The sequence below is a fragment of the Halovulum sp. GXIMD14794 genome, assembly GCF_054457455.1.
Window position 1 is genome coordinate 211,715 of record NZ_JBTLNF010000009.1, and the last position, 23,357, is coordinate 235,071.

The 23,357-nt window shown below is 66.6% G+C and carries 19 protein-coding genes; 9 read left to right on the forward strand and 10 right to left on the reverse strand.

All coding sequences use genetic code 11. From position 1 onward, the window contains the following. The 6 genes from ACW9UR_RS21800 to serS form a co-directional block, all read right to left on the reverse strand. A complete protein-coding gene (locus ACW9UR_RS21800) occupies window positions 1-768 on the reverse strand; it encodes a class I SAM-dependent methyltransferase (protein ID WP_458919181.1) in 768 nt (255 codons plus the stop codon). A 107-nt stretch (window positions 769-875) separates the two neighbouring features. Next, window positions 876-2,156 (reverse strand): peptidoglycan DD-metalloendopeptidase family protein, encoded by a 1,281-nt coding sequence (locus ACW9UR_RS21805; protein WP_458919182.1) that lies wholly within the window; start codon window positions 2,154-2,156, stop codon window positions 876-878. A 110-nt stretch (window positions 2,157-2,266) separates the two neighbouring features. Next, window positions 2,267-2,905, reverse strand: a complete 639-nt coding sequence (locus ACW9UR_RS21810) for a protein-L-isoaspartate(D-aspartate) O-methyltransferase (protein ID WP_458919183.1) — start codon at window positions 2,903-2,905, stop codon at window positions 2,267-2,269. Beyond that, on the reverse strand, window positions 2,895-3,689 hold the full coding sequence (surE, locus tag ACW9UR_RS21815) for a 5'/3'-nucleotidase SurE (RefSeq protein WP_458919184.1): 795 nt from the start codon (window positions 3,687-3,689) through the stop codon (window positions 2,895-2,897). The genes ACW9UR_RS21810 and surE overlap by 11 nt, the downstream gene beginning before the upstream one ends. A 125-nt stretch (window positions 3,690-3,814) precedes the next feature. After that, window positions 3,815-4,861 (reverse strand): phytanoyl-CoA dioxygenase family protein, encoded by a 1,047-nt coding sequence (locus ACW9UR_RS21820; protein ID WP_458919185.1) that lies wholly within the window; start codon window positions 4,859-4,861, stop codon window positions 3,815-3,817. After that, window positions 4,858-6,150 (reverse strand): serine--tRNA ligase, encoded by a 1,293-nt coding sequence (gene serS / locus ACW9UR_RS21825; protein ID WP_458919186.1) that lies wholly within the window; start codon window positions 6,148-6,150, stop codon window positions 4,858-4,860. Before serS ends, ACW9UR_RS21820 begins: the two co-directional genes overlap by 4 nt. Window positions 6,151-6,360: 210 nt before the next feature. On the opposite strand from serS, the gene yajC reads away from it, so the two are divergent. The 7 genes from yajC to rarD all read left to right on the forward strand — a co-directional run bounded on the left by yajC (window position 6,361) and on the right by rarD (window position 12,223). After that, window positions 6,361-6,696 carry a preprotein translocase subunit YajC gene (yajC, locus tag ACW9UR_RS21830; protein ID WP_458919187.1) on the forward strand — a complete coding sequence of 112 codons (336 nt, stop codon included), beginning with the start codon at window positions 6,361-6,363 and terminating at the stop codon, window positions 6,694-6,696. Between the two features lie 13 nt (window positions 6,697-6,709). Continuing rightward, complete coding sequence (secD, locus tag ACW9UR_RS21835) at window positions 6,710-8,377, forward strand: protein translocase subunit SecD (protein WP_458919188.1); 1,668 nt, start codon at window positions 6,710-6,712, stop codon at window positions 8,375-8,377. 3 nt (window positions 8,378-8,380) lie between these two features. Next, on the forward strand, window positions 8,381-9,358 hold the full coding sequence (gene secF, locus ACW9UR_RS21840; RefSeq protein WP_458919189.1) for a protein translocase subunit SecF: 978 nt from the start codon (window positions 8,381-8,383) through the stop codon (window positions 9,356-9,358). Beyond that, window positions 9,351-10,118 carry a TSUP family transporter gene (locus ACW9UR_RS21845; RefSeq protein ID WP_458919190.1) on the forward strand — a complete coding sequence of 256 codons (768 nt, stop codon included), beginning with the start codon at window positions 9,351-9,353 and terminating at the stop codon, window positions 10,116-10,118. Before secF ends, ACW9UR_RS21845 begins: the two co-directional genes overlap by 8 nt. A gap of 15 nt (window positions 10,119-10,133) precedes the next feature. Beyond that, window positions 10,134-10,502, forward strand: a complete 369-nt coding sequence (locus ACW9UR_RS21850; protein WP_458919191.1) for an Mth938-like domain-containing protein — start codon at window positions 10,134-10,136, stop codon at window positions 10,500-10,502. 136 nt (window positions 10,503-10,638) lie between these two features. Then, window positions 10,639-11,247, forward strand: coding sequence for a superoxide dismutase (locus ACW9UR_RS21855; RefSeq protein WP_458919192.1), 609 nt, complete (start codon window positions 10,639-10,641; stop codon window positions 11,245-11,247). Further along, entirely contained in the window at window positions 11,234-12,223 is a 990-nt protein-coding gene (gene rarD, locus ACW9UR_RS21860; protein ID WP_458919193.1) for an EamA family transporter RarD, read from the forward strand. Before ACW9UR_RS21855 ends, rarD begins: the two co-directional genes overlap by 14 nt. Here rarD and ACW9UR_RS21865 read toward each other — a convergent pair. After that, a complete protein-coding gene (locus ACW9UR_RS21865; RefSeq protein ID WP_458919194.1) occupies window positions 12,177-12,734 on the reverse strand; it encodes an LOG family protein in 558 nt (185 codons plus the stop codon). The two genes, rarD and ACW9UR_RS21865, sit on opposite strands and share 47 nt — an antisense overlap. 131 nt (window positions 12,735-12,865) lie before the next feature. Here ACW9UR_RS21865 and ACW9UR_RS21870 point away from each other — a divergent pair, with 131 nt between their 5' ends. Then, window positions 12,866-14,497, forward strand: coding sequence for a LysM peptidoglycan-binding domain-containing protein (locus ACW9UR_RS21870; RefSeq protein WP_458919195.1), 1,632 nt, complete (start codon window positions 12,866-12,868; stop codon window positions 14,495-14,497). A 37-nt stretch (window positions 14,498-14,534) separates the two neighbouring features. Then, complete coding sequence (locus ACW9UR_RS21875; RefSeq protein ID WP_458919196.1) at window positions 14,535-16,394, forward strand: ABCB family ABC transporter ATP-binding protein/permease; 1,860 nt, start codon at window positions 14,535-14,537, stop codon at window positions 16,392-16,394. A 3-nt stretch (window positions 16,395-16,397) separates the two neighbouring features. Here ACW9UR_RS21875 and ACW9UR_RS21880 read toward each other — a convergent pair whose 3' ends face one another. The 3 genes from ACW9UR_RS21880 to ACW9UR_RS21890 form a co-directional block, all read right to left on the reverse strand. Continuing rightward, window positions 16,398-18,578, reverse strand: a complete 2,181-nt coding sequence (locus tag ACW9UR_RS21880) for a hypothetical protein (protein ID WP_458919197.1) — start codon at window positions 18,576-18,578, stop codon at window positions 16,398-16,400. Window positions 18,579-18,726: 148 nt separating this feature from the next. Then, window positions 18,727-22,212 (reverse strand): efflux RND transporter permease subunit, encoded by a 3,486-nt coding sequence (locus ACW9UR_RS21885; protein WP_458919198.1) that lies wholly within the window; start codon window positions 22,210-22,212, stop codon window positions 18,727-18,729. Further along, window positions 22,209-23,297 (reverse strand): efflux RND transporter periplasmic adaptor subunit, encoded by a 1,089-nt coding sequence (locus tag ACW9UR_RS21890; protein WP_458919199.1) that lies wholly within the window; start codon window positions 23,295-23,297, stop codon window positions 22,209-22,211. Before ACW9UR_RS21890 ends, ACW9UR_RS21885 begins: the two co-directional genes overlap by 4 nt. Window positions 23,298-23,357 lie beyond the last annotated feature (60 nt).

Here is a 23,357-nt window from a genome sequence, read left to right on the forward strand (position 1 = left end):
TTAGCCCGGTTTCACCGCGATGAAGCGCAACCGCACGTAGTCGGCGATCCAGCCCTCGCGCGGGTCCTGCATGTGCGACAGCAGTCGAACCGCGCGAGTCAGCACGCGGGCGCGGGTGCGGTCGTCGAGCCCGTGCACGAACGGCCCCGAGAAGGTCCGCAGCCAGCCGGGCATGCCCGTGGGCAGCGGGGTGGGCCGCGGGAACAGGCGGATCTCCTGCACTTCAAGCCCGACGGCTTCCAGTCGGTCGCGCTGCAGCGTAGGCGAGGGGAAATCCCAAGGGTTCACGGCGCGGTCGTTCAGACCTTCGGCCTCCAGCCCCGCCCGCAGCGCCGCGACGATGGCTGCGACGTTGCCAAAGCCGCCCTGTTCCGCAACCAGCCGCCCACCCGGGCGCAAGGCGCGAGAAATGTTCTCCAGCACGCGCTCGGGCTGGCGCATCCAGTGCAGCGCGGCGTTCGAGAAGATCGCGTCGTAGGCGGCCTCGCCAAACGGGTCGTGCGCGTCCTGTGCGATGATCGAAATGCCCTTGTCGCGGGACGCCTGCGCCAGGTCGGGGTCGGGCTCCAGCCCGGTGACGTGCGCGTCGGATTGGGCGATGCGCGCCGTCAGGACACCGTCGCCGCAACCGATGTCGAGGATTTCCTCTCCGGCCTGCGGCTTGAGCGTAGCGATCAGGTCGGCGGCGAGCAGCGGCACGAAGCCGGCATCGCGGACATAATCCTTCGCATTCCAGACTTGTCCGGCGGCGGGTTTGGCGTCGGTCATAGGTGGTCTCCCTGAGGTAGGCACAGGGAACCAGCAATCCGGCGATGCGACAAGCCGGGACGCAACCCGGAGGCCGTGAGTGCGGCATCCGGGTCACGGATGTGGCGTCAGAGCCCCAGGAATGGCCCGGGGTCGACGCTGTCGGTTCCGCGCCGCACCTCGAAGTGCAGGTTTGCAGGGTCGCCGTCGGCGACCACGCCGATCTGCTGGCCACGGCTGACCTTGTCGCCCTTGCTGAGGCCGACATTGGTGACGCGGCCGTAGACCGTCATCATGTTGCCCGGGTGGCGGATCAGCACGATCGTGCCCAGCCCGCCGAGGGATTCCGAGATCAGTGCGACCTCGCCCTCGCCGGCGGCCTTGACCGGGGACCCTGCCGCTGCCGCGAAGTCGATACCCTCGTTCCGCTTCGCCCCACCGTCCGGGTCGTAGCCGCGCAGCACCGAGCCGCCTGCGACAGGCATAGCCAGCATCGCATCGGCCGAGCGCTGGGTGCTCAGGTTCGGCGAGGGCGGGCGCTGCGCGTCCGCGATGTTCTGGTTCTCGGGCAGCGGCTTGGAGGCGCTTGGTGGGGCCGCCATTGGCGTCGAGGTGCCCGGCGGGTTTGCTGCAGCGACCTGGGCGGGCGCCGGCTGCGGGGCAGGTGTCGCGGCGGGCGCGGCGGCGGCAGGTGCGGCGCTGGCCACGCGCTGCGGCTGCGCAGGCTGCGCGCGGGTGTCCGCGACCGGGATCAGCAGTTCCTGGTTCGCGCGCACCGTCATGTTGCTGTCGAGCCCGTTCCAGGCCGCAAGTGCCGACACCGAGACGCCATAGGTCCGGGCGATGGAATAGGCGGTCTCGCCGGGCTGGACGCGGTGCCGCTCGGGGTCGATGACGGGCGAAGGCTGGCCATTGTTGAACGGATTGGCCTGCGAGGCTGTCTGCGTCGAGGCCGCCGGGGCGCTGCTGATCGGCGCGCTGTCGATGGCCGAGGAGGCGATGTTGCTGCTCCAGATCCCGTCGCTGGTCGCCGGCGCGACGCTGGCGACGGTCGCCGGAGTGCCGCCGACATTGCGGGGCAGGGCGATGACCTCGCCCTGGCGGGGACGGTAGGTCTCGGGCAGGCCGTTATGGCGGGCCAGCTCCTGTGGGGTCAGGCCCACGCGCTGCGCCATCGTCGCGACGCTGTCGCCCTGGGTTGCCACCATGACCTGATAGTTGGCGTAGGTGATGACACCGCGGTTGTCCGGGCTGGGCCGGGGCAGGGTGGGTATCACGTCGTCGGCGGGTTTCGAGCCGCCGAACATGTTGCCGATGCTGGCGGTGGTATCGCCACAGGCACTGAGGGAAAGGCCGAGCGCCAGGGCCAGGGCCGCCCGCGCACCGCCGCTTGCTAGAACCGTTTTCATCTGAACCGCCTGTACCATGCGCTGTTCGCGCCTTGTCTGGGGCGCGCCTGGCGCGCCGGTTACCGCTCGTCCGGTTGATCCTCGTTGCTCGGGATCTTGCCGGTGGGCCGTCAGTCCTTGGCCATTCCTTCGATCAGCGGCACGAAGCGCACGTCGAGGAGGCTGTGGTATTCAGGCCCTTGCTCGGTTTTTACCACTTTGAGCAGCGTTTGCACAGTATCGGATTGACCAACAGGCAGCACCATGATCCCGCCGACACGCAACTGGTTGAGCAGCGGGCCGGGGACGTCCTCGGCCGCGGCGGTGACGAGGATCCGGTCGAAGGGCGCCTGGTCTGGCAGGCCGTGGGCGCCGTCGGTGGCGATCACCGTGACGTTGGTGATGTCAAGCCGGCGCAGCAGCGCTTCGGCGTTCCGCGCCAGCGTCTTGTGCCGCTCGGTCGTATAGACCCGGCGCGCTAAGTGCGAGAGAACCGCTGCCTGGTAGCCCGAGCCGGTGCCGACCTCGAGAACCTTGCAGCGCTTGGTGACCTGCAGCGCCTGCGTCATCAGCCCGACAATCGAAGGCTGCGAGATGGTCTGCCCGCTGCCGATGGGCAGGGGCACGTCCTCGTAGGCGCGGGGTTTGAAGATCCCGTCGACGAATTCCTCGCGCGGTGTCTTCTCGATCGCGGCCAGAACGGCGGTATCGGTCACACCCCGCGCGCGCAACTGCAGGATGAACTGCATCCGGGTTTCGTCAGAGACCATGCAGCGCCTCGGCCAGCGGCTCGATCATCGAGCGGGCGGTCAGGTCGGCGCGCAGTGGCGTCACCGTCGCGTAGTCCTGCACGGTGAGCTTCGAATCCGATCCGTCCTCGGTCATCTCGTTTGCGCGCAGACCGTGCTTGAGCCAGAAATACTGCCGCCGGTTCGGGGCGACATGTGGATCGACGGTGAAACTCGGCAGAGGCCGGTGGCCCTGGAAGGTGGCGCGCACCCCCTTCACCTTGTCGGCAGGGCAGGCGGGGAAGTTGACGTTGTAGAACACCTCGTAGCGCTCGTCGTGCCAGGTGGCCTTCTCCAGCAGCCTGCGGCAGATCCGCGATGCGTGCGCGATGGCGGCGTCGAACGGCACGTCCAGGTCCTTGTTGCCGGGCCCGTAGTACTGCGACAGCGCGATTGAGCGGATCTGGTGCAGCGCGCCCTCCATCGCGCCGGCGACGGTGCCGGAATAGACCACATCCTCGGCCACGTTGTGCCCGCGGTTCACGCCCGAGAGTACCAGGTCCGGCGGGTTGTCCTTCATCACGTCGCCGACGGCGACCAGCACGCAGTCGGCGGGCGAGCCCTCGACGGCATAGCGGCGCGTTCCGAGCTTCTCCAGCCGCATCGGCCGGACGTAGGAGACGGCGTGGCTGACGGCGGACTGCTCGAAGGCGGGGGCGATCACCCAGACCTCGCCGTGTGGGCCGGCCAGATCCTCGGCGATGATCTCGGCCGCCGCGAGACCGGGCGCGGTGATGCCGTCGTCGTTGGTGATGAGAATGCGCATGGGGGCCTCGGGAATTGGGAAGTCCCCGCCGTTCTAGGGTGCCCGGGCCCTACGGTCCATAGCCCCGCCGGGCGTTTTCGACGGGCCGGGCGGGGGTGTTGCGGATCGGTCGACGTGCCGGCGGCTCAGTCGCCGATGTCCGGGCTGTCCATCCGGCGTTTCGAGACCGGCCGCCAGGCATAGCCGGTCAGCTTCCGCTTTGCCGCCCAGTCCCGGGCCTTGTCCAGCAGGGCAGCGGGGTGGTTCTTGAGCCCCGGCAGAAGCAGCGGATCGAGCCCGGTCCAGGGCGCGAAGGGCGCGCGGCGCAGCGTGGCGTAGATCTCGACGCGCACGGTCGCCTTGGGGCTGGGCGTGCGGCCGTGGAACGCGTGGGTATCGGCCACGATCAACGTGTTGCCCGGCACCGCCATTTTCACCGGGTCGGGCAGGTCCATCTGGCGCAGGTCCTCGGGCCCGACGCGGAACGAGCCGCGGGCGGTGTACTTATTCGAGGCGTCGCTTGCCTCGATGGACTGCTGACGCTCCCATTCCAGCCGCTTGGGCGTCGCTTTGTGAGAGCCCGGAACGAACTGGAACGGCCCTTCGTCCTCGGCGATGTCGTGCAGGAAGAGCCACGCCTTGGCGATCGGGTGGAACGTGTCCATGTGCAGGCTGGTCTGCGGGTCCGCGTCGCCCCGTTCGGGATTCGCGATGATGATCTGCAGGTAGCAGAACGGCTGCGCGAAATGCGCGGCGACATAGCGGACGATGTCCTTCAGCCGGGTCTTCTGCGCCGCCTCGACGCAATTCGGAACCTGCGCCGCATCGTCCGGGTCCAGGGTGATCCGGCGGGTGACGGCCAGGCCCTGACGCATCTCGCGCGGCTCGGCCTCATGGGCGAAGGCCTCGGCGCGGACCTTCTCGAACAGCTCCGGCGGAAGGAAATCCTTCACCACGACGAACCCGTCCCGGGCGAACTGCGCACGCTCTTCGGCACTCACGTCGACGAAGGGGCGGATCAGGTGGCGGCGGAAGCCCGCCATCCGGTCCGACCATTTCACCCGCGCCACATGCAGTCCGTGCCGATTGGCCCATTCCGAGCCGATCACCGGGTTCTTCACGAAGGACTTCGCCCCGGTGAACACCTGCGCCAGGTGAACCGGGAAAAGCGCGACCCGGCGCAGAGCGATCATTTCAGTTCCCCTTCGGCCGTGATGACCGTGGCGCCACGCATATACGGGTGCAGCACCTCGGGGATCTCGATCGAGCCATCTTCCCGCTGGTAGTTCTCGATCACCGCGATCAGACAGCGGCCCACGGCAAGGCCCGAACCGTTCAGCGTGTGCACGAACTCGGGCTTCGCCTCGCGGTCGGGGCGGAAGCGGGCGTTCATGCGGCGTGCCTGGAACTCGCCGGTCGTCGAGCAGGAGCTGATTTCGCGATAGGTGTCCTGACCCGGCAGCCAGACCTCGATGTCATGGGTGCGCTGCGCGCCAAAGCCCATGTCGCCGGTGCACAGGACCACCGTACGATAGGGCAGGTTCAGCGCCTCGAGGATCGCCTCGGCGCAGCCGGTCATGCGGTCCAGTTCCGCCCGGCTGTCCTGCGGTTTGACGATCGAGACCATCTCGACCTTTTCGAACTGGTGCTGGCGCAGCATCCCGGTCGTGTCCTTGCCCGCGCTACCCGCTTCCGAGCGGAAGCACTGCGTGTGGGCGGTCAGGCGGATCGGCAACTGGTCGGCGCTCAGGATCTCGCCCGAGACCGAATAGGTCAGTGTCACCTCGGAGGTGGGGATCAGCCACCAGCCGTTGGTCGTCTGGTAGCTGTCGTCACCGAACTTCGGCAGTTTGTCCGTGCCCAGCATCGCCTCGTCGCGGACGAGCACCGGGGTCCAGGTCTCCTCCAGTCCGTGTTTGGTCACGTGGGTGTCGACCATGAACTGCGCCAGCGCCCGGTGCAGTGTGACCATCGCGCCGCGCATGACCACGAAGCGGCTGCCCGACAGCTTGGCGGCGGTGGCGAAGTCCAGCCCCCCGGCGGCGCCGGCGACCTCAAAATGCTCTTTCGGCGCGAAATCGAAGCTGCGCGGGCTGCCCCAGCGCTTGATCTCGACATTGTCGTCCTCGCTGGCGCCGTCCGGCACCTCGTCGAGGGGCAGGTTCGGCAGACGCAGCAGCATGTCGTCGAGTTCGGCCTGCGCGGTGCGGGCGTCCTCTTCCAGCCGGGCCTGCTCGTCCTTCTTGTCGGCGACCATCTGGCGCAGGCGCTGGAACTCGTCTTCGTCGCCGCGCGCCTTGGCGGCGCCGATCTCCTTGCTGGCGCGGTTGCGCTCGGCCTGGGCCTCCTCGGCGGCGCGGATCGCGGCGCGGCGGCGGGCGTCGATGTCCAGAACCTGCTGCGAGACCGGCGCGTCCCCGCGGCGCGAGAGGCGGGCGTCGAAGCCCTGGGGATCGTCGCGGATCAGGCGAATGTCGTGCATCGGTCTTGCCCTGGCTATGAATCGTCGGCGCGATCTATGGCACAAAGCCTTCCCGCGCAAAAGCCACCGCCCCAAAGGTGCCGGCCCTTTCATTGCGGCAAGGGCGCGCTTACGTCCCGGTTGCCTTGCCAAGGCAGGGGCGGGCCAGTAGGGTCCGCGCGATTTGCGATGCCGGGACAGCCCCGGCGCGTGTGCACGAAGGAACGATAGATGTTTGCAACACCTGCCTACGCCCAGGCTGCGGGCGGCGGGGCCGCTGGCGGCCTTGCCGGGTTCATCCCGATCATCCTGATCTTCGGGATCATGTACTTCCTGATGATCCGCCCCCAGCAGAAGAAGATGAAGCAGCACCAGCAGATGGTCGCGGCGCTGCGCCGGGGCGACCAGGTGGTGACCCAGGGCGGGCTGATCGGCAAGGTGACCAAGGTCAAGGACGACAACGAGATCGAGGTCGAACTGGCCGCCGATGTCCGCGTCCGCGTGGTCAAGAACACCGTAGCCCAGGTGATCAGCAAGACCGAGCCCGCGGAAGCGGCGAACAGCTGAGGCTCTTGCGTCAATGCTCCAGTACCCGACGTGGAAGAAGGTTCTCGTCCTTCTGATCTGTCTCGCCGGCATCGTGTTCACGTTGCCGAATGGTTTCTACGGGCGGGTGGAGCAGGCCAATGACGCCCGCATCGCGCTGGAGGAAGGCGCCGCGCCGACCTCGGACCTGACCGAGGCCGTCGAGGGCTGGCCGGGCTTCCTGCCGTCCTCGCTGGTGAACCTCGGGCTGGACCTGCGCGGCGGCGCGCATGTGCTGGTCGAGGTCCAGGTCGCGGACGTCTATGCCGAACGGCTCGAGGGGCTCTGGCCTGAGGTCCGGGATACGCTGCGCGACCTGCGCGACCAGGTCGGCACGATCCGCCGGGTCGAGACCGATCCGGGCGAGCTGCGGGTGCGCATCGGCGAGCCGTCGGGCATGAACGCCGCGATCGAGGCCGTGTTCGCGCTGACCCAGCCGGTCGCCACGCTGACCGGCGCGGGTGCCCGCGACTACGAGGTTGGCTCGGACGGCGATCAACTGGTCATCACCCTGTCGGAGGCCGAGAAGACCGCCACCGACAACCGCACCATGGAGCAGAGCCTCGAGATCATCCGTCGCCGCGTCGACGAGACCGGCACGCGCGAGCCGACGATCCAGCGCCAGGGCGAGGATCGCATCCTCGTGCAGGTGCCGGGCCTCGGCTCGGCCGAGGAACTGCTGGCCATCATCGGCCAGACCGCCAAGTTGACCTTCAACGAGGTCGAGCAGGTCACCAACGACGCTGACGCGCCGACCACCGGCAGCAATGTCGTCTACCCCGACATGGAACAGGAAGGCGTCTATTACATCCTTAACCGCCGCCCCGTCGTCTCGGGCGAGCAACTGGTGGACGCGCAGCCCGGTTTCGACCAGAACGGCCAGCCGGCGGTTACCTTCCGCTTCAACCCGGCGGGCGGGCGTGCCTTCGGCAACTTCACCGCCGAGAACATCGGCCAGCCCTTCGCCATCGTCCTGGACGAGCAGGTGATCTCGGCCCCCCGCATCCAGAGCCACATCCCCGGCGGCAATGGCATCATTACCGGGAACTTCACGCTCGAGGAATCCACGCGGCTTGCGATACTGCTGCGCGCCGGCGCGCTGCCTGCCGAGATCCAGGTTCTGGAACAGCGCACCATCGGGCCGGAGTTGGGTCAGGACAGCATCGATGCGGGCCGCATCGCCTGTATCGTCGCCTTCATTGCGGTCATGGTCTACATGGCGCTCAGCTACGGGCTGTTCGGCATCTTCGCAAATATCGCCTTGATCCTGAACGTCGCGCTGATCTTCGCGCTGCTGTCGCTGATCGGCGCCACGCTGACGCTGCCCGGCATCGCCGGCATCGTGCTGACGATCGGTATGGCGGTCGACGCCAACGTCCTGATCTTCGAGCGTATCCGCGAGGAGTTGCGCAGGAATGCGAAGGGCCCAGCGCGGGCGATCCAACAGGGCTACGAGAAGGCGTTTTCGGCCATCGTCGATGCCAACATCACCACCTTCATCGCGGCGGTCATCCTGTTCGCCATCGGCTCGGGTCCGGTGCGCGGCTTCGCGATCACCTTGGGCCTGGGGATCATGACCAGCCTGTTCACCGCGCTGCTGGTCACCCGCCTGTTCGTGTCGATGTGGTTCGACGCGCGCCGTCCCAAGACGATCGAGGTCTGAACCATGCGTCTGAAACTCGTCCCCGAGACGACAAACTTCGATTTCTTCAAGTTCCAGAAGCTGACCCTCGGCCTCTCTGTGCTGCTGATTCTGGTCTCGGTCGTCGCTTTTGCGGTGCAGGGGCTGAACTTCGGCATCGACTTCCGGGGCGGCACGATGCTGACCGCCGCCACGGAAAAGGAACCCGACGTCGGCCTGATCCGCGACGCGCTGACCGAGCTTGACGTCGGCGATACTTCGGTGACGCGGATCTACGACCCGGCGGCCGAGCTGACAGGCGCCGTCCCGAACCAGGTCGCGATCCGTATCGAGGCCAAGACCGACGACGCCGAGGTGCAGCGCGATATCGTCTCGACGATCGAGGCGGCGCTGATCGAGGATTTCCCGGGCATCCGGTTCCTGCAGGTTGACAGCGTCGGCGCCAAGGTCTCGGGCGAGCTTGTCGAGAAGGGCATTCTGGCCATCGTGCTCGCGATCGCGGCGGTGCTGTTCTACATCTGGCTGCGCTTCGAATGGCAGTTCTCGGTCGGGGCGGTCGCCGCGCTGGTGCACGACATCATCCTGACCATCGGCGTCTTCAGCATCGTCCAGCTACAGTTCAACCTGTCGATCATCGCGGCAATCCTGACCATCGTCGGCTACTCGCTGAACGATACCGTGGTCGTCTTCGACCGGGTGCGCGAGAACCTGCGCCGCTACAAGCAGACGCCGCTGCAAGAGGTACTGAACCTTTCGATCAACGAGACCCTCTCGCGTACGGTGATGACCTCGCTGACCACGCTGCTGGCGCTGATCGCGCTTTACGTGCTCGGCGGGGACGTCATTCGCGGCTTCACCTTCGCGATGATCTGGGGCGTGATCGTAGGGACCTACTCGTCGGTCTTCGTGGCCTCGCCGATCCTGAACATCCTGGGCGTCGAGCGCGACCCGGACAAGAAGGAGCCCAAGGCGGGCACCAATTTCGCCGACGTCGATGCCTGAGGCGCTGGCCTCGGATCTGTTGCACGCATTGGGCCAGCCGGGATTTCCCTGGCTGGCCCTTACCGTTGCGGTCGCCGGTGTCGTGCGCGGCTTCACCGGCTTCGGTACGGCGCTGATCTACATGCCGGTCGCCGCGATCTTCATCCCGCCCGCCCATGCGATCCTGTCCCTGGTGGTACTTGGCCTTGGTAGTCTTGCGGTGCTGGTACCGCGCGCCTGGCCCAAAGCCGAGCGGACCGACGTCGGCATCCTGTCGCTTGGCGCGATGGTCCTCATGCCGCTGGGCGTCGCGCTGCTGGCCTGGCTCGACGAGGGCACGGTGCGATGGGCCGTGGCGGGCGTCGCCTCGGTGACGCTGGCGCTGCTGCTTTCGGGCTGGCGCTATCGAGGACAGGTCGGTCGCAAGGGGCTTCTGGGCGTCGGCGGCCTCTCGGGGTTGGTGGGCGGCGCGACCGGCTTGACCGGGCCGGTGACGATCCTGTTCTACCTCGGCGCAGCCAACAAGCGAGCAGAGACGGTTCGGGCGAACACGATCCTGTTCCTTGCGCTGATGGACATGGCGCTGATCGCCAACTTCCTGCTGGCGGGACTTGGCGGGACGCAGCCCATCCTGCTGGGATTCGTGCTGATGCCGTTTTACATCCTCGGCGCCCGTGTCGGAGAGCTGTTGTTCAAGCCGGGGCAGGAGACTACCTATCGCGCAGCCGCCAGCGTCGTGATCGGCCTGGCGATTCTGACCGGGCTTCCGGTCTTCGACTGAGAAGGGGACAGCCGCATGGAGATGAACCCCGCCGGTTTGGGTGGCCAGACACCGGTCGACGGCTACGGCCCGAACGTGTTTCGCGTGAAAGGTGAACTGCGCGAGGGACCGCTGGCGCTGCTGCCGACCGGACCCGTCGCCTGGCCGGGCCTGCCCGAGGTGAAGGCGTTTCTCGACAATGCCGAGGCGATCGACATCCTGCTGATCGGCATGGGCGACGAGATCGCGCCGCTCGAGCGGGTCACCCGCACTGCGCTCGAAGAGGCCGGTATCGGCGTCGAGCTGATGGCCACGGGCCCCGCCTGCCGTACTTACAACGTGCTGCTCTCCGAGGGTCGCCGGGTCGCCTTGGCGGCGATGCCGGTCACCGCGGCCAGGGGCTGAGTACCCGCCGGGGGAATCCTGCACTTTTCTGGTCTCGCAGGAACTTGGCGTGGGTGCGGTCGTTGGCTATATGAACCGCAGGGCCCGACCGGAGCCGCCGGCCGTCCGGCCCCTTGAAAGACAGAGAGGAACCATCATGGCTTTCGAACTTCCCGACCTTCCCTATGCCCACGACGCCCTGGCCGATGCGGGCATGTCGAAGGAGACGCTGGAGTATCACCACGACATTCACCACAAGGCCTATGTCGACAACGGCAACAAGCTGATCGCCGGCACCGAGTGGGAAGGCAAGTCGGTCGAAGAGATCGTGAAGGGCACCTACCAGGCCGGCGCGGTGGCCCAGTCGGGCATCTTCAACAACGCCTCGCAGCACTGGAACCACACCCAGTTCTGGGAAATGATGGCCCCCGGCAAGAAGGCCATGCCGTCCGAACTGGAAAGCCGCATCGCTGACGCCTTCGGCTCGGTCGACAAGTTCAAGGAAGAGTTCGGCGCGGCCGGTGCCGGTCAGTTCGGCTCGGGCTGGGCCTGGCTGGTGGTCGACACCGACGGCTCGCTGAAGGTCACCAAGACCGAGAACGGCGTGAACCCGCTTTGCTTCGGCCAGACCGCGCTGCTGGGCTGCGACGTGTGGGAGCATTCCTACTACATCGATTTCCGCAACAAGCGCCCGGCCTACCTGACCAACTTCCTGGACAACCTGGTGAACTGGGAAAACGTCGCCGCGCGCCTTGCCGCCGCCTGACGACGCCAGACCCGTTGCGACGGCCCCCGAGGCACCGGCCTCGGGGGCCGTTTCCGTGCGGGGCGAGGGGTTGCGCGGCATCGCCGCGATTGTCTCGGCCTGCACGATCTGGGGCCTTTCAGGCCTCTACTTCGGCCGCATCGACAACGTCCCCGCGCTCGAGATCCTCGCGCACCGCGTGGTCTGGAGCGTCGTCTTCTTCCTGATCCTCTTCGCCGTGCAGGGTCGCCTTGGCGAGTTGGCGCGCCTGCTGGGACCCACCGGGCCGCGCGGGCGCATCGCGTTGGCGACGCTGATGATCTCGGTCAACTGGTTCGGCTATGTCTGGGCGGTCAAGAACGGGCACGCGACGGAGGCGAGCCTTGGCTACTACATCTTCCCGCTGATCGCCGTAGCGCTGGGCTACCTGGCATTCGGCGAGCGCTTCTCGCGCCTGCAGATGGTGGCGATCGCGCTGGCCGTCAGCGCGGTGACGGTCCTGACCGTCTGGCTGGGCCAGCCGCCCTGGATCTCGCTGCTGCTGGCCGGGACTTTCGGGCTTTACGGCATGATCAAGAAGGGGATGTCGGCAGGCCCGGTGATCTCGGTCGGGGCCGAGACGATCCTGCTGGCGCCGCTGGCGGTGGGATTCCTCGCGTGGCTGCACCTCGCTGGCATCGGCGCGATCCGTCAGGGCGCGGCAGAGGTTGGCTACCTGGCGCTGTCGGCCATCTTTACCGGCATGCCCCTGGTGCTGTTCTCCTACGCCTCGCGGCGGCTGCGCTATGCCACGCTGGGGCTGGTTCAGTACATGAACCCGACGCTGCAATTCACGGTGGCCATGCTCTATTTCGCCGAGCCCTTCGGTCCGGCGCACGCCGTGGCGTTTCCGCTGATCTGGGCCGGGGTCGCGCTCTACTGCTACGACCTCTGGCGACAGGACCGCGCGCTCAGGGCAGAGCGCGCAGCGCCGCGCGCAGCTGATCCGGCCCGTTGATCACCTGCATGTAGTCGAGGAACGAGGCCGCCGCGAAGCCTTGGTCGACGAGATGCGCGACCATCGCGATCAGCGGTCCCCAGTAATCGTTCGTGTTCAGCAGGTAGACCGGCTTCTCGTGCAGGCCGAGCTGGCGCCAGGTCAGCACCTCGAACAGCTCGTCCAGTGTACCCGCGCCCCCCGGAAGCGCGACCACGGCCTCGGCGTTCATGAACATGACCTTCTTCCGCTCGTGCATGGTCTCGGTCACGATCAACGTGGTCAGATCGGTCTTGCCGACCTCCATCTGCATCAGGTGCGTGGGGATGACACCCAGCGTCTCGGCGCCGCCGTTCTGGGCGCTGCGTGCGACCCGGCCCATCAGGCCGACATCGCCTGCGCCATAGACCAGCCGGTGGCCTTCCTCGGCCAGCAGGGAGCCCACGGCTTCGGCGGCTTCGGCATAGGCGGGATCCGCCCCGTCCCGCGATCCGCAATAGACGCAGACGGACAGGCGCTTGTGCTGTGACATGCGGGGGATGGCTCCTGACTTGTATAATTGAGATCTTTGGCGCATTTTGACGTCTAACCGGGTGAATTGCGACCATTTTCGCCAAGACAGGTACAATCGGTCGCGGCCCCCGGGCGGATCGCGAGGATCGCATGGCGGAAAAGCTTGAAGGCACGGGTGAGACCGGGGCGGATCGCAAGAGCCGCTGGAGGTTCCTTCCGGCCGTCCTGATGCTGCTCGGCCTGCTGGCGATGCTGTTCTACATGCGCGGCGAACTGGAGCCGCAGGACGACGCAGCGGAGGAAGCCGAGGAGGCGCAGTCCTCCCTCGCGGTACAGGACCCGCTGACGCCCCCGGCCGAAACGACCGTGACCGCCGAGGCAGTCGATGCGGACAGCGAAGCTGCTGCGCCGCTCGCGGCCTCGCCTGAAGCTCTTACCGAGGGGCCGGGTGCGGCATCGACAGAAGCACCGCTAGAGGCGCTCAGTGCCGTTGTCCCCGCAGGCACCGCCGCACCGCAGGCCGCCACGACGCCCGAACGACCTGAGCGCGACGCCCGCGACGGCACCAGCACGCCGCCCGTCGCCGATACGCCTGCAACGCCTTCGTCCTCGGCGGCCGAGGAAGAGACCGCCAAAGAAGCCGCGCCAGCCGAGGCCGAGCAGCCGGTGGAACTTGCCGCAGCTGTACCTCCCGCCGGGTCGGACGTGTCGTCGCAGGAAACGCCATCTTCCGAGTCAGAGGCCGCTGCCGAGAGCGTGCCGCCTGCCGCCCCGGACTCGCTCGCAACAGATTCGGCTGCCGCGGAGCCTGAAGCCGCAGCGACCGGCCCGGCGCCCGCACCGCAGGCCGAGGTTGCCGCTCAGCCCGGCGCCGAGGTTCCAGACGCTGGCGAGCTGGCGATCGGCACCACAAGCGACAGCCGTCCCGAAGTGGCCACCGCTGATCCGACCCGCCCGCCCGAGACCCTCGGCAGCTCTCCGGTCGCACCCACTTTCGACCTGATCCGCATTGACGCCGGTGGCAGCGGGTTGGTGGCGGGCCGCGCTGCGCCGGGTTCGGTCGTGCAGGTGATGTCGGGCGATCTGACCCTCGCCACGGTCGAGGCCTCGTCGACCGGCGAGTTCGTCGCCTTCGTGCAGACCCCCGACAGCGACGAAGGGCAGGTCCTGTCGCTGATCGCCCTGACCGGCCAGCAGGCGGCGCAGGGCACCGAGGACGTGCTGGTGCTGCCTTCGGTCCAGGACGAGGCCGAGGCGCCGACCGTCGTGCGCGCCGACGAAGAGGCGGTGCGCATCGTGCAGCCCTCGGCCCTTGGGAAGGTGGACGGGGTGACGCTGGATGCGATCAGCTACGACCAGGCGGGCGAGGTACGGCTCTCGGGGCGGGCGCCGGGGCCGCAGGCGATCCGCATTTACCTGGACGGCGCTTCGGTAGGCGCCGTGCGCGCCAGCGAAGCGGGAACCTGGGACGCCACCGTGGAGGGAATCGACGCCGGGCGCTACGTGCTGCGGGTGGATGCGCTCAAGGACGACGGCAGCGTTGCCAGCCGCGCCGAAAGCCCGTTCCAGCGGGTCTATCCGACCGCCGAGCAGCGCGAGAACCCGGGGCAGGTGACGGTCCAGCCGGGCAACAATCTTTGGCTCATTGCGCGCGACCGCTATGGCGACGGCATCCTTTACACCCAGATCTACGCCGCCAACCGCGAGGCGATCCGCGACCCGGATCTGATCTACCCCGGACAGATCTTCGCGCTGCCCGACGAAACCGAGTTCACCCGCTGAGCTTGGCGCGGCCCGCCTCAGCCCCTATTTGCAGCCAATGCGCCGAAGAAACCGCCTGAGCGACACAGCACCCGACCCAAACGCCGAGCGGCGCAGCGGGCTCAACATCATCCGCAAGGTCATCCCCTATCTCTGGCCCGAGGGTCAGACATGGGTGAAGGTCCGCGTCGTGCTGGCCATGCTGGCGCTGGTGCTTGCCAAGGTGCTGACCGTCGCGATCCCCGCCTTCTTCGGCTGGACCGTCGACGCGCTCGCCCCCGAGGAGGGTGCGGAAAGTACCGCCTACCTTCTGATCGGCTCGGCCGTCGGTCTGGTCATCGCCTACGGCGCGGTGCGCGTGGCAAGCGTCGGCTTCAACCAGTTACGCGATGCGATCTTCGCCCGCGTTGGCCAACGCGCCCTGCGCCGTCTCGCGCTCGAGACCTTCACCCACATTCACGCGCTCAGCCTGCGTTATCACCTGACCCGCAAGACCGGAGGGCTCAGCCGCATCATCGAGCGCGGCGTGAAGGGCGTCGAGTTCCTGCTGCGGTTCTTGTTGTTCTCGATCGGCCCGCTGGCGCTGGAACTGGCAATGGTCTGCGTGATCTTCGCGGTGGCCTTCGGTGCGGGCTATCTCGGGATCGTCGCCGCGACGATCACGGCCTATGTCATCTTCACCTTCCGCGTCACCGAATGGCGCGTGAAGATCCGCCGCAAGATGAACGAGGAGGACACGACCGCCAACCAGCGCGCCATCGACAGCTTGCTGAACTTCGAAACGGTCAAATATTTCGGTGCCGAGCGGCGCGAGGCGGACCGCTACGATGCCGCGATGAAAGGCTACGAGCAGGCGGCGGTAACGACCTCGCTCTCGCTGGCTGGGCTCAACTTCGGCCAGTCCTTCATCATCACCGCGGGGCTGGTGGGCGTGATGGTCATGGGCGCGCTCGGGGTTCAGAATGGCACCTTCACCGTGGGCGAGTTCACGATGGTCAACGCCTACATGGTACAGATCACCATGCCGCTCAACTTCCTCGGCACCGTCTACCGCGAGATCCGGCAGGCGCTGGTCGACATGGGCGAAATGTTCGACCTGCTCGAGGTCCCGCCCGAGGTCGCCGACAAGCCTGGCGCACCGGCGCTGAAGGTGGACGGCGGCCGCATCGCCTTCGACGAGGTGCGCTTCGCCTACGACCCTGACCGGCCGATCCTCAAGGGCCTCAGCCTGACCGTCGAGCCCGGCCAGACCGTCGCCGTCGTCGGCCCCTCTGGCTCGGGCAAGTCGACCATCGGGCGGCTCTTGTTCCGCTTCTACGACGTGGCCTCGGGCAGCCTGAAGATCGACGGCCAGGACGTGCGTGACGTGACGCAGGAGAGCCTGCGCGCACAGATCGGCGTGGTCCCGCAGGACACGGTGCTTTTCAATGACACCATCGGCTACAACATCGCCTATGGTCGCCCCGACGCGACGCAGGACGAGGTCGAGGCCGCGGCCCGCGCCGCCCAGATCCACGACTTCATCTTGTCGCTGCCGCAAGGCTACGAGACCCAGGTCGGCGAGCGCGGCTTGAAGCTGTCCGGTGGAGAGAAGCAGCGCGTCGGCATCGCTCGGACTCTGCTGAAGAACCCGCCGATCCTGCTTCTGGACGAGGCCACCTCGGCGCTCGACAGCGAGACCGAGCAGGGGATCCTGGATGCCCTGAGAGCTGCGGGGCAGGGCCGCAGTGTAATCACCATCGCGCACCGCCTGTCGACGGTGGTCCACGCCGATCAGATCATCGTGCTCGAAAAGGGCGAAGTCGCCGAACGCGGCACCCACGACGCCCTGCTGGCCGCCGGAGGCCGCTACGCCGGCATGTGGGCCCGTCAACAGAGCGAGCAAGCCGAGGACGACCCTGAGACCCGGATCGCGTGAGCGTCAGAAGGCGATGGCGGTGATCTTCAGGGTCACACGGGTGCTCTCTGGAATAGGAAGCGTAACGACGTATTCGGTATTCGGGGCCGCCATTCGAAAGCGGACTTCCGGCTGATAGTCGTGCCGCTTCGCGCTGAAAAGCGGTATTGGCCGACGTTCTTTCCCTACCAGAAGCGTAGGGACCGCTTGGCCGTTTATCGAGACGGGTTCCAGAAGCAACTGGACCTCCGAGGGGGAGATCGAACAGTTCTCGGCTATGGCGCTTCCGTGCAGCGCAAGCACGCTCTCACTCGGACCGTGCAGCGTCAGCAGTTGCGTGTCGGTAGGATCGTGGTGTGGAACGCTTCCTTCTATCGTCCATTCGGAAACGGGGACTTCACAGGTTTCCGCATTAGGATCGACGAACCGGCGGTACGAGAAGCGACGCTTGAGCGGTTTCAGGGACTCAGCCTCGAGCATCATTTCGTAGCGTCCAGGCAGAGAGGCGATATCCCCGCGCGTGATCGCCTCTGCTCGATCGTGCAACGTCCGTGTCTGATCTTCCCACCAAGGAAAGCTGTAGGGAACGGTCCGCACAGCATCAAACAGGCCGGCAATGCGCGACCGCGTTTCCGGAAGACCCTGATACCTGTGCCAGAGAAACAGCAACGTTTCGGTATCGACTTGGTCAGCATCAATGATCTCGCCGACTCGTCGCTCGACAAGGTTCGCCGTTTCCGCTGGCAGCAAACCTGCGCTGACGTAGCGTGGGATCTGTTCAAGCGATCCAAGGGTTGCGCTTATATTCTGGTAGTTGAAAGTAAGAAGATCGTTCAACTCGCTATCCGGCAGTGGAAATAGCGAAACGCGCGGATTGCGGTAGACAAAGTGGCGCGGTAGTCCCGCCATATGCCCGGGCCGATCCGGTCGGCCGCTGATGTCAAGCAGGGTTCCCGTTACCTGCGCCAAAGAGAGCGAGTCGTAAATATAAACGGGCTCGCCAGCGGAAAAATACCGGCGGTGGCCGATGGCCTCGACGAAGATCCCGACTTCACTTCCGGTGGTTTCGGCGAGCGCAGCGAGGAGCCGGGCCTCCTCGGCCCATGGGCTCAAGTTCTCTTCGCCCCAGCGTCCTTGGTTCTCGTTATAGGAGCCGTACACGGTCCGCTCTTCGCTGATGTACCGAAACGGGTGAGGCTCGTCGATATGCCGCAACGCATAGCTCATCCCCATAGTTCCGGTAAGCGGCCACAAAATCAGCAGCGATGTGAGCAGGTTACGCTGTGACACAGACGCGGCTTGCAGTGCGAAGCGCGCCCATTCGGAAGTTGCCAGCGCGAGCAGAACGAAAGCTGGCACGAAGAACCGGCCATGCATGAAGCCGCCACCGGCCTTGATCACCATCGCGATCAGCAAGATCGATGCAAGAAGCGGGGCACACAAGCGAAGGAAGCCCCGTTCCGTCAGCACAGACGGATCTCGAACCGCGAACTTGATCGACCAGGCCAGCAGAAGCAGTTGTACGCCCAGCATCTCGGGATAGGACAGCACGAACTCGCCTGCGAAAGCCCGGCCTGACCCGAAGTGCTCCATGCCGAGTTTCGCGAAAGATGTGTTCGGCAGCACGTCGCCGAAGATGGCGTATCTTGTCGCCGCAAGCCCGAGGGCCACGGCGAGGCATGTGGCAAGCGGTGAGAGCCGCAGCCGCACTACCGCCGGCGCCATGTAAATGCTGCTCACCAGAAACAGCTCTGGCCGGACGAAGGGCAGCGCGCCGCAGATGATGGCGCGGGTCAACGGCTTCTCGGTGATGTGCAGGGCGACGAGCACTAGCAGGATCAGCGGTGTCTCGAGACCGGAAGTGGCGAAGCTGCGCATGAAATCAGGTGCGAAGAGCGCGGCCGCCGTCACGATCGACACCAGGCCAAGGCGATCCAGCATCACCGACGCGCAAGCCGTGATCGCGAGTGCAAGAGACAAGGCAAGGCATGCCTGCTCGGTGTTCCAGAACGGCGTCAGGATATCGGCGGCGGTCAACAGCAGAAGCCAGAGGAAGCCGGTCGCGGCATCCACCCGTTCGCCGGTATTGAACACGAACTCGCCATGGATTTCGAACATCCGAACGTAGCCGAGATAGATGTATCCGTCGTCCGAGATCCATTTTCCTGACCACAGGACAGCACCGATTGTCAGGAGCAGGATCACAGCGAAACCCCGCGTCCTCCACTCCGAGCGATCACCGAAAGTCACGACTGCTGCGGCGCTTTCCATCAAGAAACCTCGCATTCACGAACATGCATCCGAGGCTATACGCCCTAATGTGGCGGTTTTCCGACAATCGCAACCTTGGGCTTCACTCCGCCGCGCGTGCGACCGGAGTGGTCAGGCGCATCGGGGCGGGGCGGTCGTCCCAGGTGATGCTCTCGGCCGGGGCCTTGCGGGCGCGGCGTTTCAGGGCCAGATCGCGGCGCAGGCGGCTGTCGCGGCTGCGGAGTAGCGCCAGCGCCCGGAGCCAGGCCCCGTAGGCGCCTTTGCCGGCCCAGATGCGGACCGCCAGCAGGGCCGGGGTCACCACCAGCGTCAGCACCGTTGCCACGCCCAGGCCGAAGACCACCGCGGTCGCCAGTTGCTGCCACCAGAGCGAGGTCGGCGAGCCGAGGTTGTACCCGCCGGCGACGAAGTCCACCGACAGCCCGATCACCATCGGCGTCAGGCCCGCGATCGTGGTGATCGTGGTCAGCAGCACCGGGCGAATCCGGGCCTCGGCGGTGCGCACGATGGCCTCGATCCGGGGCATGTAGCGGCTGAACTCCTGGTAGGTGTCGATCAGCACGATGTTGTTGTTCACCACGATCCCCGCCAGCGCGACGATCCCGGTCCCGGTCATGATGATCGAGAACGGCTGGCCCATCACAAGCATCCCGATCAGCGAGCCCGTCACCGACAGAACCACGGCCAGCAGCACCAGCACCGAGTTGTAGATCGAGTTGAACTGCGCCAGCAGGATCACGAACATCAGCCCCAGCGCGCCCATGAAGGCCTGGGACAGGAACGCCTGGCTCTCGGCCTGGTCTTCCTGGTCGCCAGTCCATTCGAAGGTGATGCCGGTAGGCAGTGGATCCTCGGCGTCGAGCCATTCCGTCAGCGCGGCGATCTCGGCGTTTGGATTGGCGCCAGGCACGACGTCGGCCTTCACGTCGAAATAGCGCTGCCCGTCGACGCGGTCGATCTGGCCGAGCTTGGCGACAGGCTCGCGGGTGACGAAGTTCGCCAGCGGCACCAGACCCTGGTTGGTACGCACGCGCAGTGTGTCAAGCGTGGTCAGCACCCGGTCCTCTTCAGGCAGGCGCACGCGGATGTCGATTTCCTCGTCCGAACTGTCGACCCGCATCGTGTCCAGCGTCAGCCCGCGGGTCACCAGCTGCACCATCGCGCCAACGGCGGCGACATCGGCGCCGAACCGGCCGGCCTTCTCGACATCCACGTCGATCTGCCAGTCGATCCCGGGCAGGGGACGCGTGTCCTCGACGTCGACAAGCGTGTCCGTGTTGTCGTAGCGCTTGCGGACGATCGCGGTCGCGTCCAGCAGGTCCTCCCAGTTGTCGCCCTTCAGCCGCAGATGCACCGGCTTGCCCTGCGAGGGGCCCTGCGCGGCCTCGGTGATCTCGGCCTCGATGCCCGGGACTTCGGCGAGGCGCTCGTTGATCTGCGCCAGGATCGCCTTGCCCTTGAACTCGGGCCCCTGCGCGAACCGCACCTGCCAGTCGTCGAGCTCGATCTGTACCTGTCCGACCGCGTCGAGCGGGGTCGAGCTTCCCGGCGCCGAGGCCAGGCCGCCCTCGCCCGCAAAGGCGAAGATCGATTTCACGCCGGGGGTCTCGGCGATGATCTCCTCGACCTCGGCGACCAGCGCGTCCTTCTCGGCGAGGCTCAGGTTGCCGCGGGCGCGCACATAGGCGATGGCGCGCTCGGGCTCGGTCTCGACGAAGAACTCGACGCCGTTGTTGTTCTCGCCGAAATAGCTGAACACGCTGATAACGAAGAAGACCACGGCACCGACCGCAACGAAGGGCATGATCGGGTTGCCCGCGATGAACTTGATGACATGCCCGAACGGGGTCCGGCGATAGGCGCCCTCGGGCACCGGTTCCTTCGCCGGGCGCAGCAGCGAGCCGCCGAAGAGCGACAGCATCACCCAGCTGATGAGGAACAGCACCGCGCCCGGCAGCACCTTGTCGCCGGAGAACAGGAACAGAAAGCCGAACCACAGGCCAGCCACGAAGGGCAGGGCGATCAGCAGCCGCGCCATCCAGGGCAGGCGGGTGCGCAAGCCGGCCGAGCCGTGGTTGATCGAGCGCGAGATCCGCCCCGCGACGCCGCCGACCACCGGCAGGTAGATCAGCGCCACGATCAGCGAGGCCGACAGGACGAAGATCAGCGTCACCGGAAGGTTGCCCATGAACTCGCCGGCCACGCCCGGCCAGAACAGCATCGGCAGGAATGCGCAGAGCGTTGTCGCGGTGGACGAGATGATCGGCCAGAACATCCGCTTGGCCGCGTCGCGATAGGCGGTCATCGGGCCGGTGCCCTGCTGGATCTCCTTGTCGGCGTATTCGACGACCACGATGGCGCCGTCGACCAGCATCCCCACGGCGAGGATCAGGCCGAACATGACGATGTTCGAGATCGAGATGCCGAACACAGCCAGCAGCGCGAAGCACAGCATGAACGAGGTAGGAATCGCAAAGCCGACCAGCAGCGCCGAGCGGATCCCGAGCGAACTGAGCACCACGATCATCACCAGCGCGATCGCCGTCAGCACCGAGGCCTCGAGCTGGCTGACCATCGAAGCGACTTCCTTCGACGTGTCCATCGAGAAGTCGACGCGCAGCGCGTCCTGCAACTCGTCCGGCCAGTCCGCGACCTGCTCGGCCACGGTCTCGCGCACCAGCTTGGCGGTGTCGATGACATTGAAGCCCTTCCGCTTCACCACCTGCAGGGCGACGGTGTTGTCGCCGTTGTAGCGTGCGGTTCCGGCGCGGTCCTCGAAGGTGAGGCGAATTTCCGTCAGGTCTGCCAGCGTCACCGTGCGGTCGCCGTCGGTCTTGACCGGCAGACGCATCAGGTCCTGCGGGCTGTCGAAGGCCGCCGGGATCTTGACCGAGAACGCCCCGCTGGCCCCCTCGATCTCGCCCGCCGCGATCAGTTGGTTGTTGTTGCGGACGACATTGATCAGCTCGCTCGCGGTGACGTTGTAGGCTTCCAGCTTCAGCGGATCGATCAGCACCTCGAGCATCTCGTCCCGCTCGCCCGCGATGCCGGCTTCCAGCACCGGGCTCAGCGCCTCAATGCGGTCCTGCAGGTTCTTGGCCACGCGCAGCAGCGTTCGGTCGGGCAGGTCGCCCGACAGCGAGATCACCAGGATCGGGAATTCCGAGAAGTTGATCTCGTTGATCGTGTACTGCTCGGCGCCCGTGGGAAAGTCCGCCTCGGCCTGGTTCGCCTTGTCGCGCACGTCGGCCAGCGTCTCGGTCTTGTTCCAGCCGAACTCGAATTCCAGCGCCACGCCTGCATAGCCCTCGGACGCGGTCGAGGTCATGGTCTTCAGCCCGTCGAGGTCCTGGAACTTTGTCTCCAGCGGCTTGACCAGCAGCTTTTCGCTGTCCTCGGCCGAGATGCCGGGGAAGGGGACCGAGATAAAGAGCGCGGGTACCTCGATGTCCGGCTCGCCCTCTTTCGGAAGGCCGATATACGCGGTGACGCCCGCGGTGATCGAGAGCAGCACGAAGGCCAGGATCATCCTGGCCCGCGAGGCTGCCCAGTCGACGATGCCGGTCATTGCATATCCTCGCGGTAGGTCACCCGGATCGGGCTGCCGTCCTGGATGAAGTCCTGCCCGGTAACGACCACCTCGGCGGTTTCGGGAAGGCCGTCGACCCAGACGCCGTCTGGCTCGTCCTTGATCGGGGTCACGGGCACGAAACGGGCGACGCCGTGCGCGTTGGTCCGCACGCCCAACTGGCCGTCGTCGTTCAGGGTCAGCGCCGACTGTGGTAGTAGGTGGCCGGTCTCGCCCTCCAGCGCGATGAACAACTCGGCGGTGACGCCGTCGCGCAGCGAGCCGTCGGGATTGGCGACCTCGACCTCGACCCGGAAGGTACGGGTCAGCGGATCGGACGAGCGCGAGATGAAGCTGACCTCGCCCTGCAACTCTTGTCCGGTGATCAGCCGCGCGCCGGCGAGGCTGCCCAGCGAGAGCCGCTCGATGTCCAGTTCGGGGACGAAGCCCACCAGCCGGATCGGATCCAGCGACAGTAGCGTCGCACAGGCGCTGCCGGGCTGCAGCAGGCTGCCAAGCTCGGCGGTGTCGGTTTCGAGGATGCCGTCGAAGGGCGCTGTGATGGTCAGCCGCTCGATCTCCTTCTCGGCCTGGTTCACCAGGGCCTGCGCGCTTTCCAGTCCGGCCTGCTTCGAGATCGCGTCGGTCTCGGACGAGAATCCGCGCTCGGCCAGCCGTGTCGCGGTGGTGAAGTTCACCTCGGCTTCGCGCAGCCGCGCCTTGGCCTCGGCCAGCGACGCCTCGCGGGTGCCGGGATCGAGCTGGCACAGGACCTCGCCCTCGGGGATCTGCTGGCCCTTGCGGATCGGCTCGGAGACGACCAGCCCGGTGGTCTCGGACCGGACCTCGACTTTGCGGGCGGCCTCAGTCACGCCGCTGAGGCGCAGCCCGCGCTGCACCGTCTGCGCTTCGGAGCGCAGCACGACCACGGCGACCGGCGCCTCGTCGCGCACGGCCGGGGCGTCCTCGGACGTCGCGGCAGGCTCGGCGCCGTTCGCCATCGCGCGTAGGGTATCGCGCTCCATGATCACGAAATAGAGCGCGACCGCCACCAGCAGGGAAGTCAGGATCGAAGACAGGCGCATGCAGAAATCCGTTCTCTCGACCCCTTCCGAAACGGGGCCTCGTCCATATAACGCAGCAGG

Coding starts and splice junctions, on each gene's coding strand:
- ACW9UR_RS21800 (WP_458919181.1), bottom strand. CDS start 768: ATGACCGACGCCAAACCCGCCGCCGGACAAGTCTGGAATGCGAAGGAT.
- ACW9UR_RS21805 (WP_458919182.1), bottom strand. CDS start 2,156: ATGAAAACGGTTCTAGCAAGCGGCGGTGCGCGGGCGGCCCTGGCCCTG.
- ACW9UR_RS21810 (WP_458919183.1), bottom strand. CDS start 2,905: ATGGTCTCTGACGAAACCCGGATGCAGTTCATCCTGCAGTTGCGCGCG.
- surE (WP_458919184.1), bottom strand. CDS start 3,689: ATGCGCATTCTCATCACCAACGACGACGGCATCACCGCGCCCGGTCTC.
- ACW9UR_RS21820 (WP_458919185.1), bottom strand. CDS start 4,861: ATGATCGCTCTGCGCCGGGTCGCGCTTTTCCCGGTTCACCTGGCGCAG.
- serS (WP_458919186.1), bottom strand. CDS start 6,150: ATGCACGACATTCGCCTGATCCGCGACGATCCCCAGGGCTTCGACGCC.
- yajC (WP_458919187.1), top strand. CDS start 6,361: ATGTTTGCAACACCTGCCTACGCCCAGGCTGCGGGCGGCGGGGCCGCT.
- secD (WP_458919188.1), top strand. CDS start 6,710: ATGCTCCAGTACCCGACGTGGAAGAAGGTTCTCGTCCTTCTGATCTGT.
- secF (WP_458919189.1), top strand. CDS start 8,381: ATGCGTCTGAAACTCGTCCCCGAGACGACAAACTTCGATTTCTTCAAG.
- ACW9UR_RS21845 (WP_458919190.1), top strand. CDS start 9,351: ATGCCTGAGGCGCTGGCCTCGGATCTGTTGCACGCATTGGGCCAGCCG.
- ACW9UR_RS21850 (WP_458919191.1), top strand. CDS start 10,134: ATGGAGATGAACCCCGCCGGTTTGGGTGGCCAGACACCGGTCGACGGC.
- ACW9UR_RS21855 (WP_458919192.1), top strand. CDS start 10,639: ATGGCTTTCGAACTTCCCGACCTTCCCTATGCCCACGACGCCCTGGCC.
- ACW9UR_RS21865 (WP_458919194.1), bottom strand. CDS start 12,734: ATGTCACAGCACAAGCGCCTGTCCGTCTGCGTCTATTGCGGATCGCGG.
- ACW9UR_RS21870 (WP_458919195.1), top strand. CDS start 12,866: ATGGCGGAAAAGCTTGAAGGCACGGGTGAGACCGGGGCGGATCGCAAG.
- ACW9UR_RS21875 (WP_458919196.1), top strand. CDS start 14,535: ATGCGCCGAAGAAACCGCCTGAGCGACACAGCACCCGACCCAAACGCC.
- ACW9UR_RS21885 (WP_458919198.1), bottom strand. CDS start 22,212: ATGACCGGCATCGTCGACTGGGCAGCCTCGCGGGCCAGGATGATCCTG.
- ACW9UR_RS21890 (WP_458919199.1), bottom strand. CDS start 23,297: ATGCGCCTGTCTTCGATCCTGACTTCCCTGCTGGTGGCGGTCGCGCTC.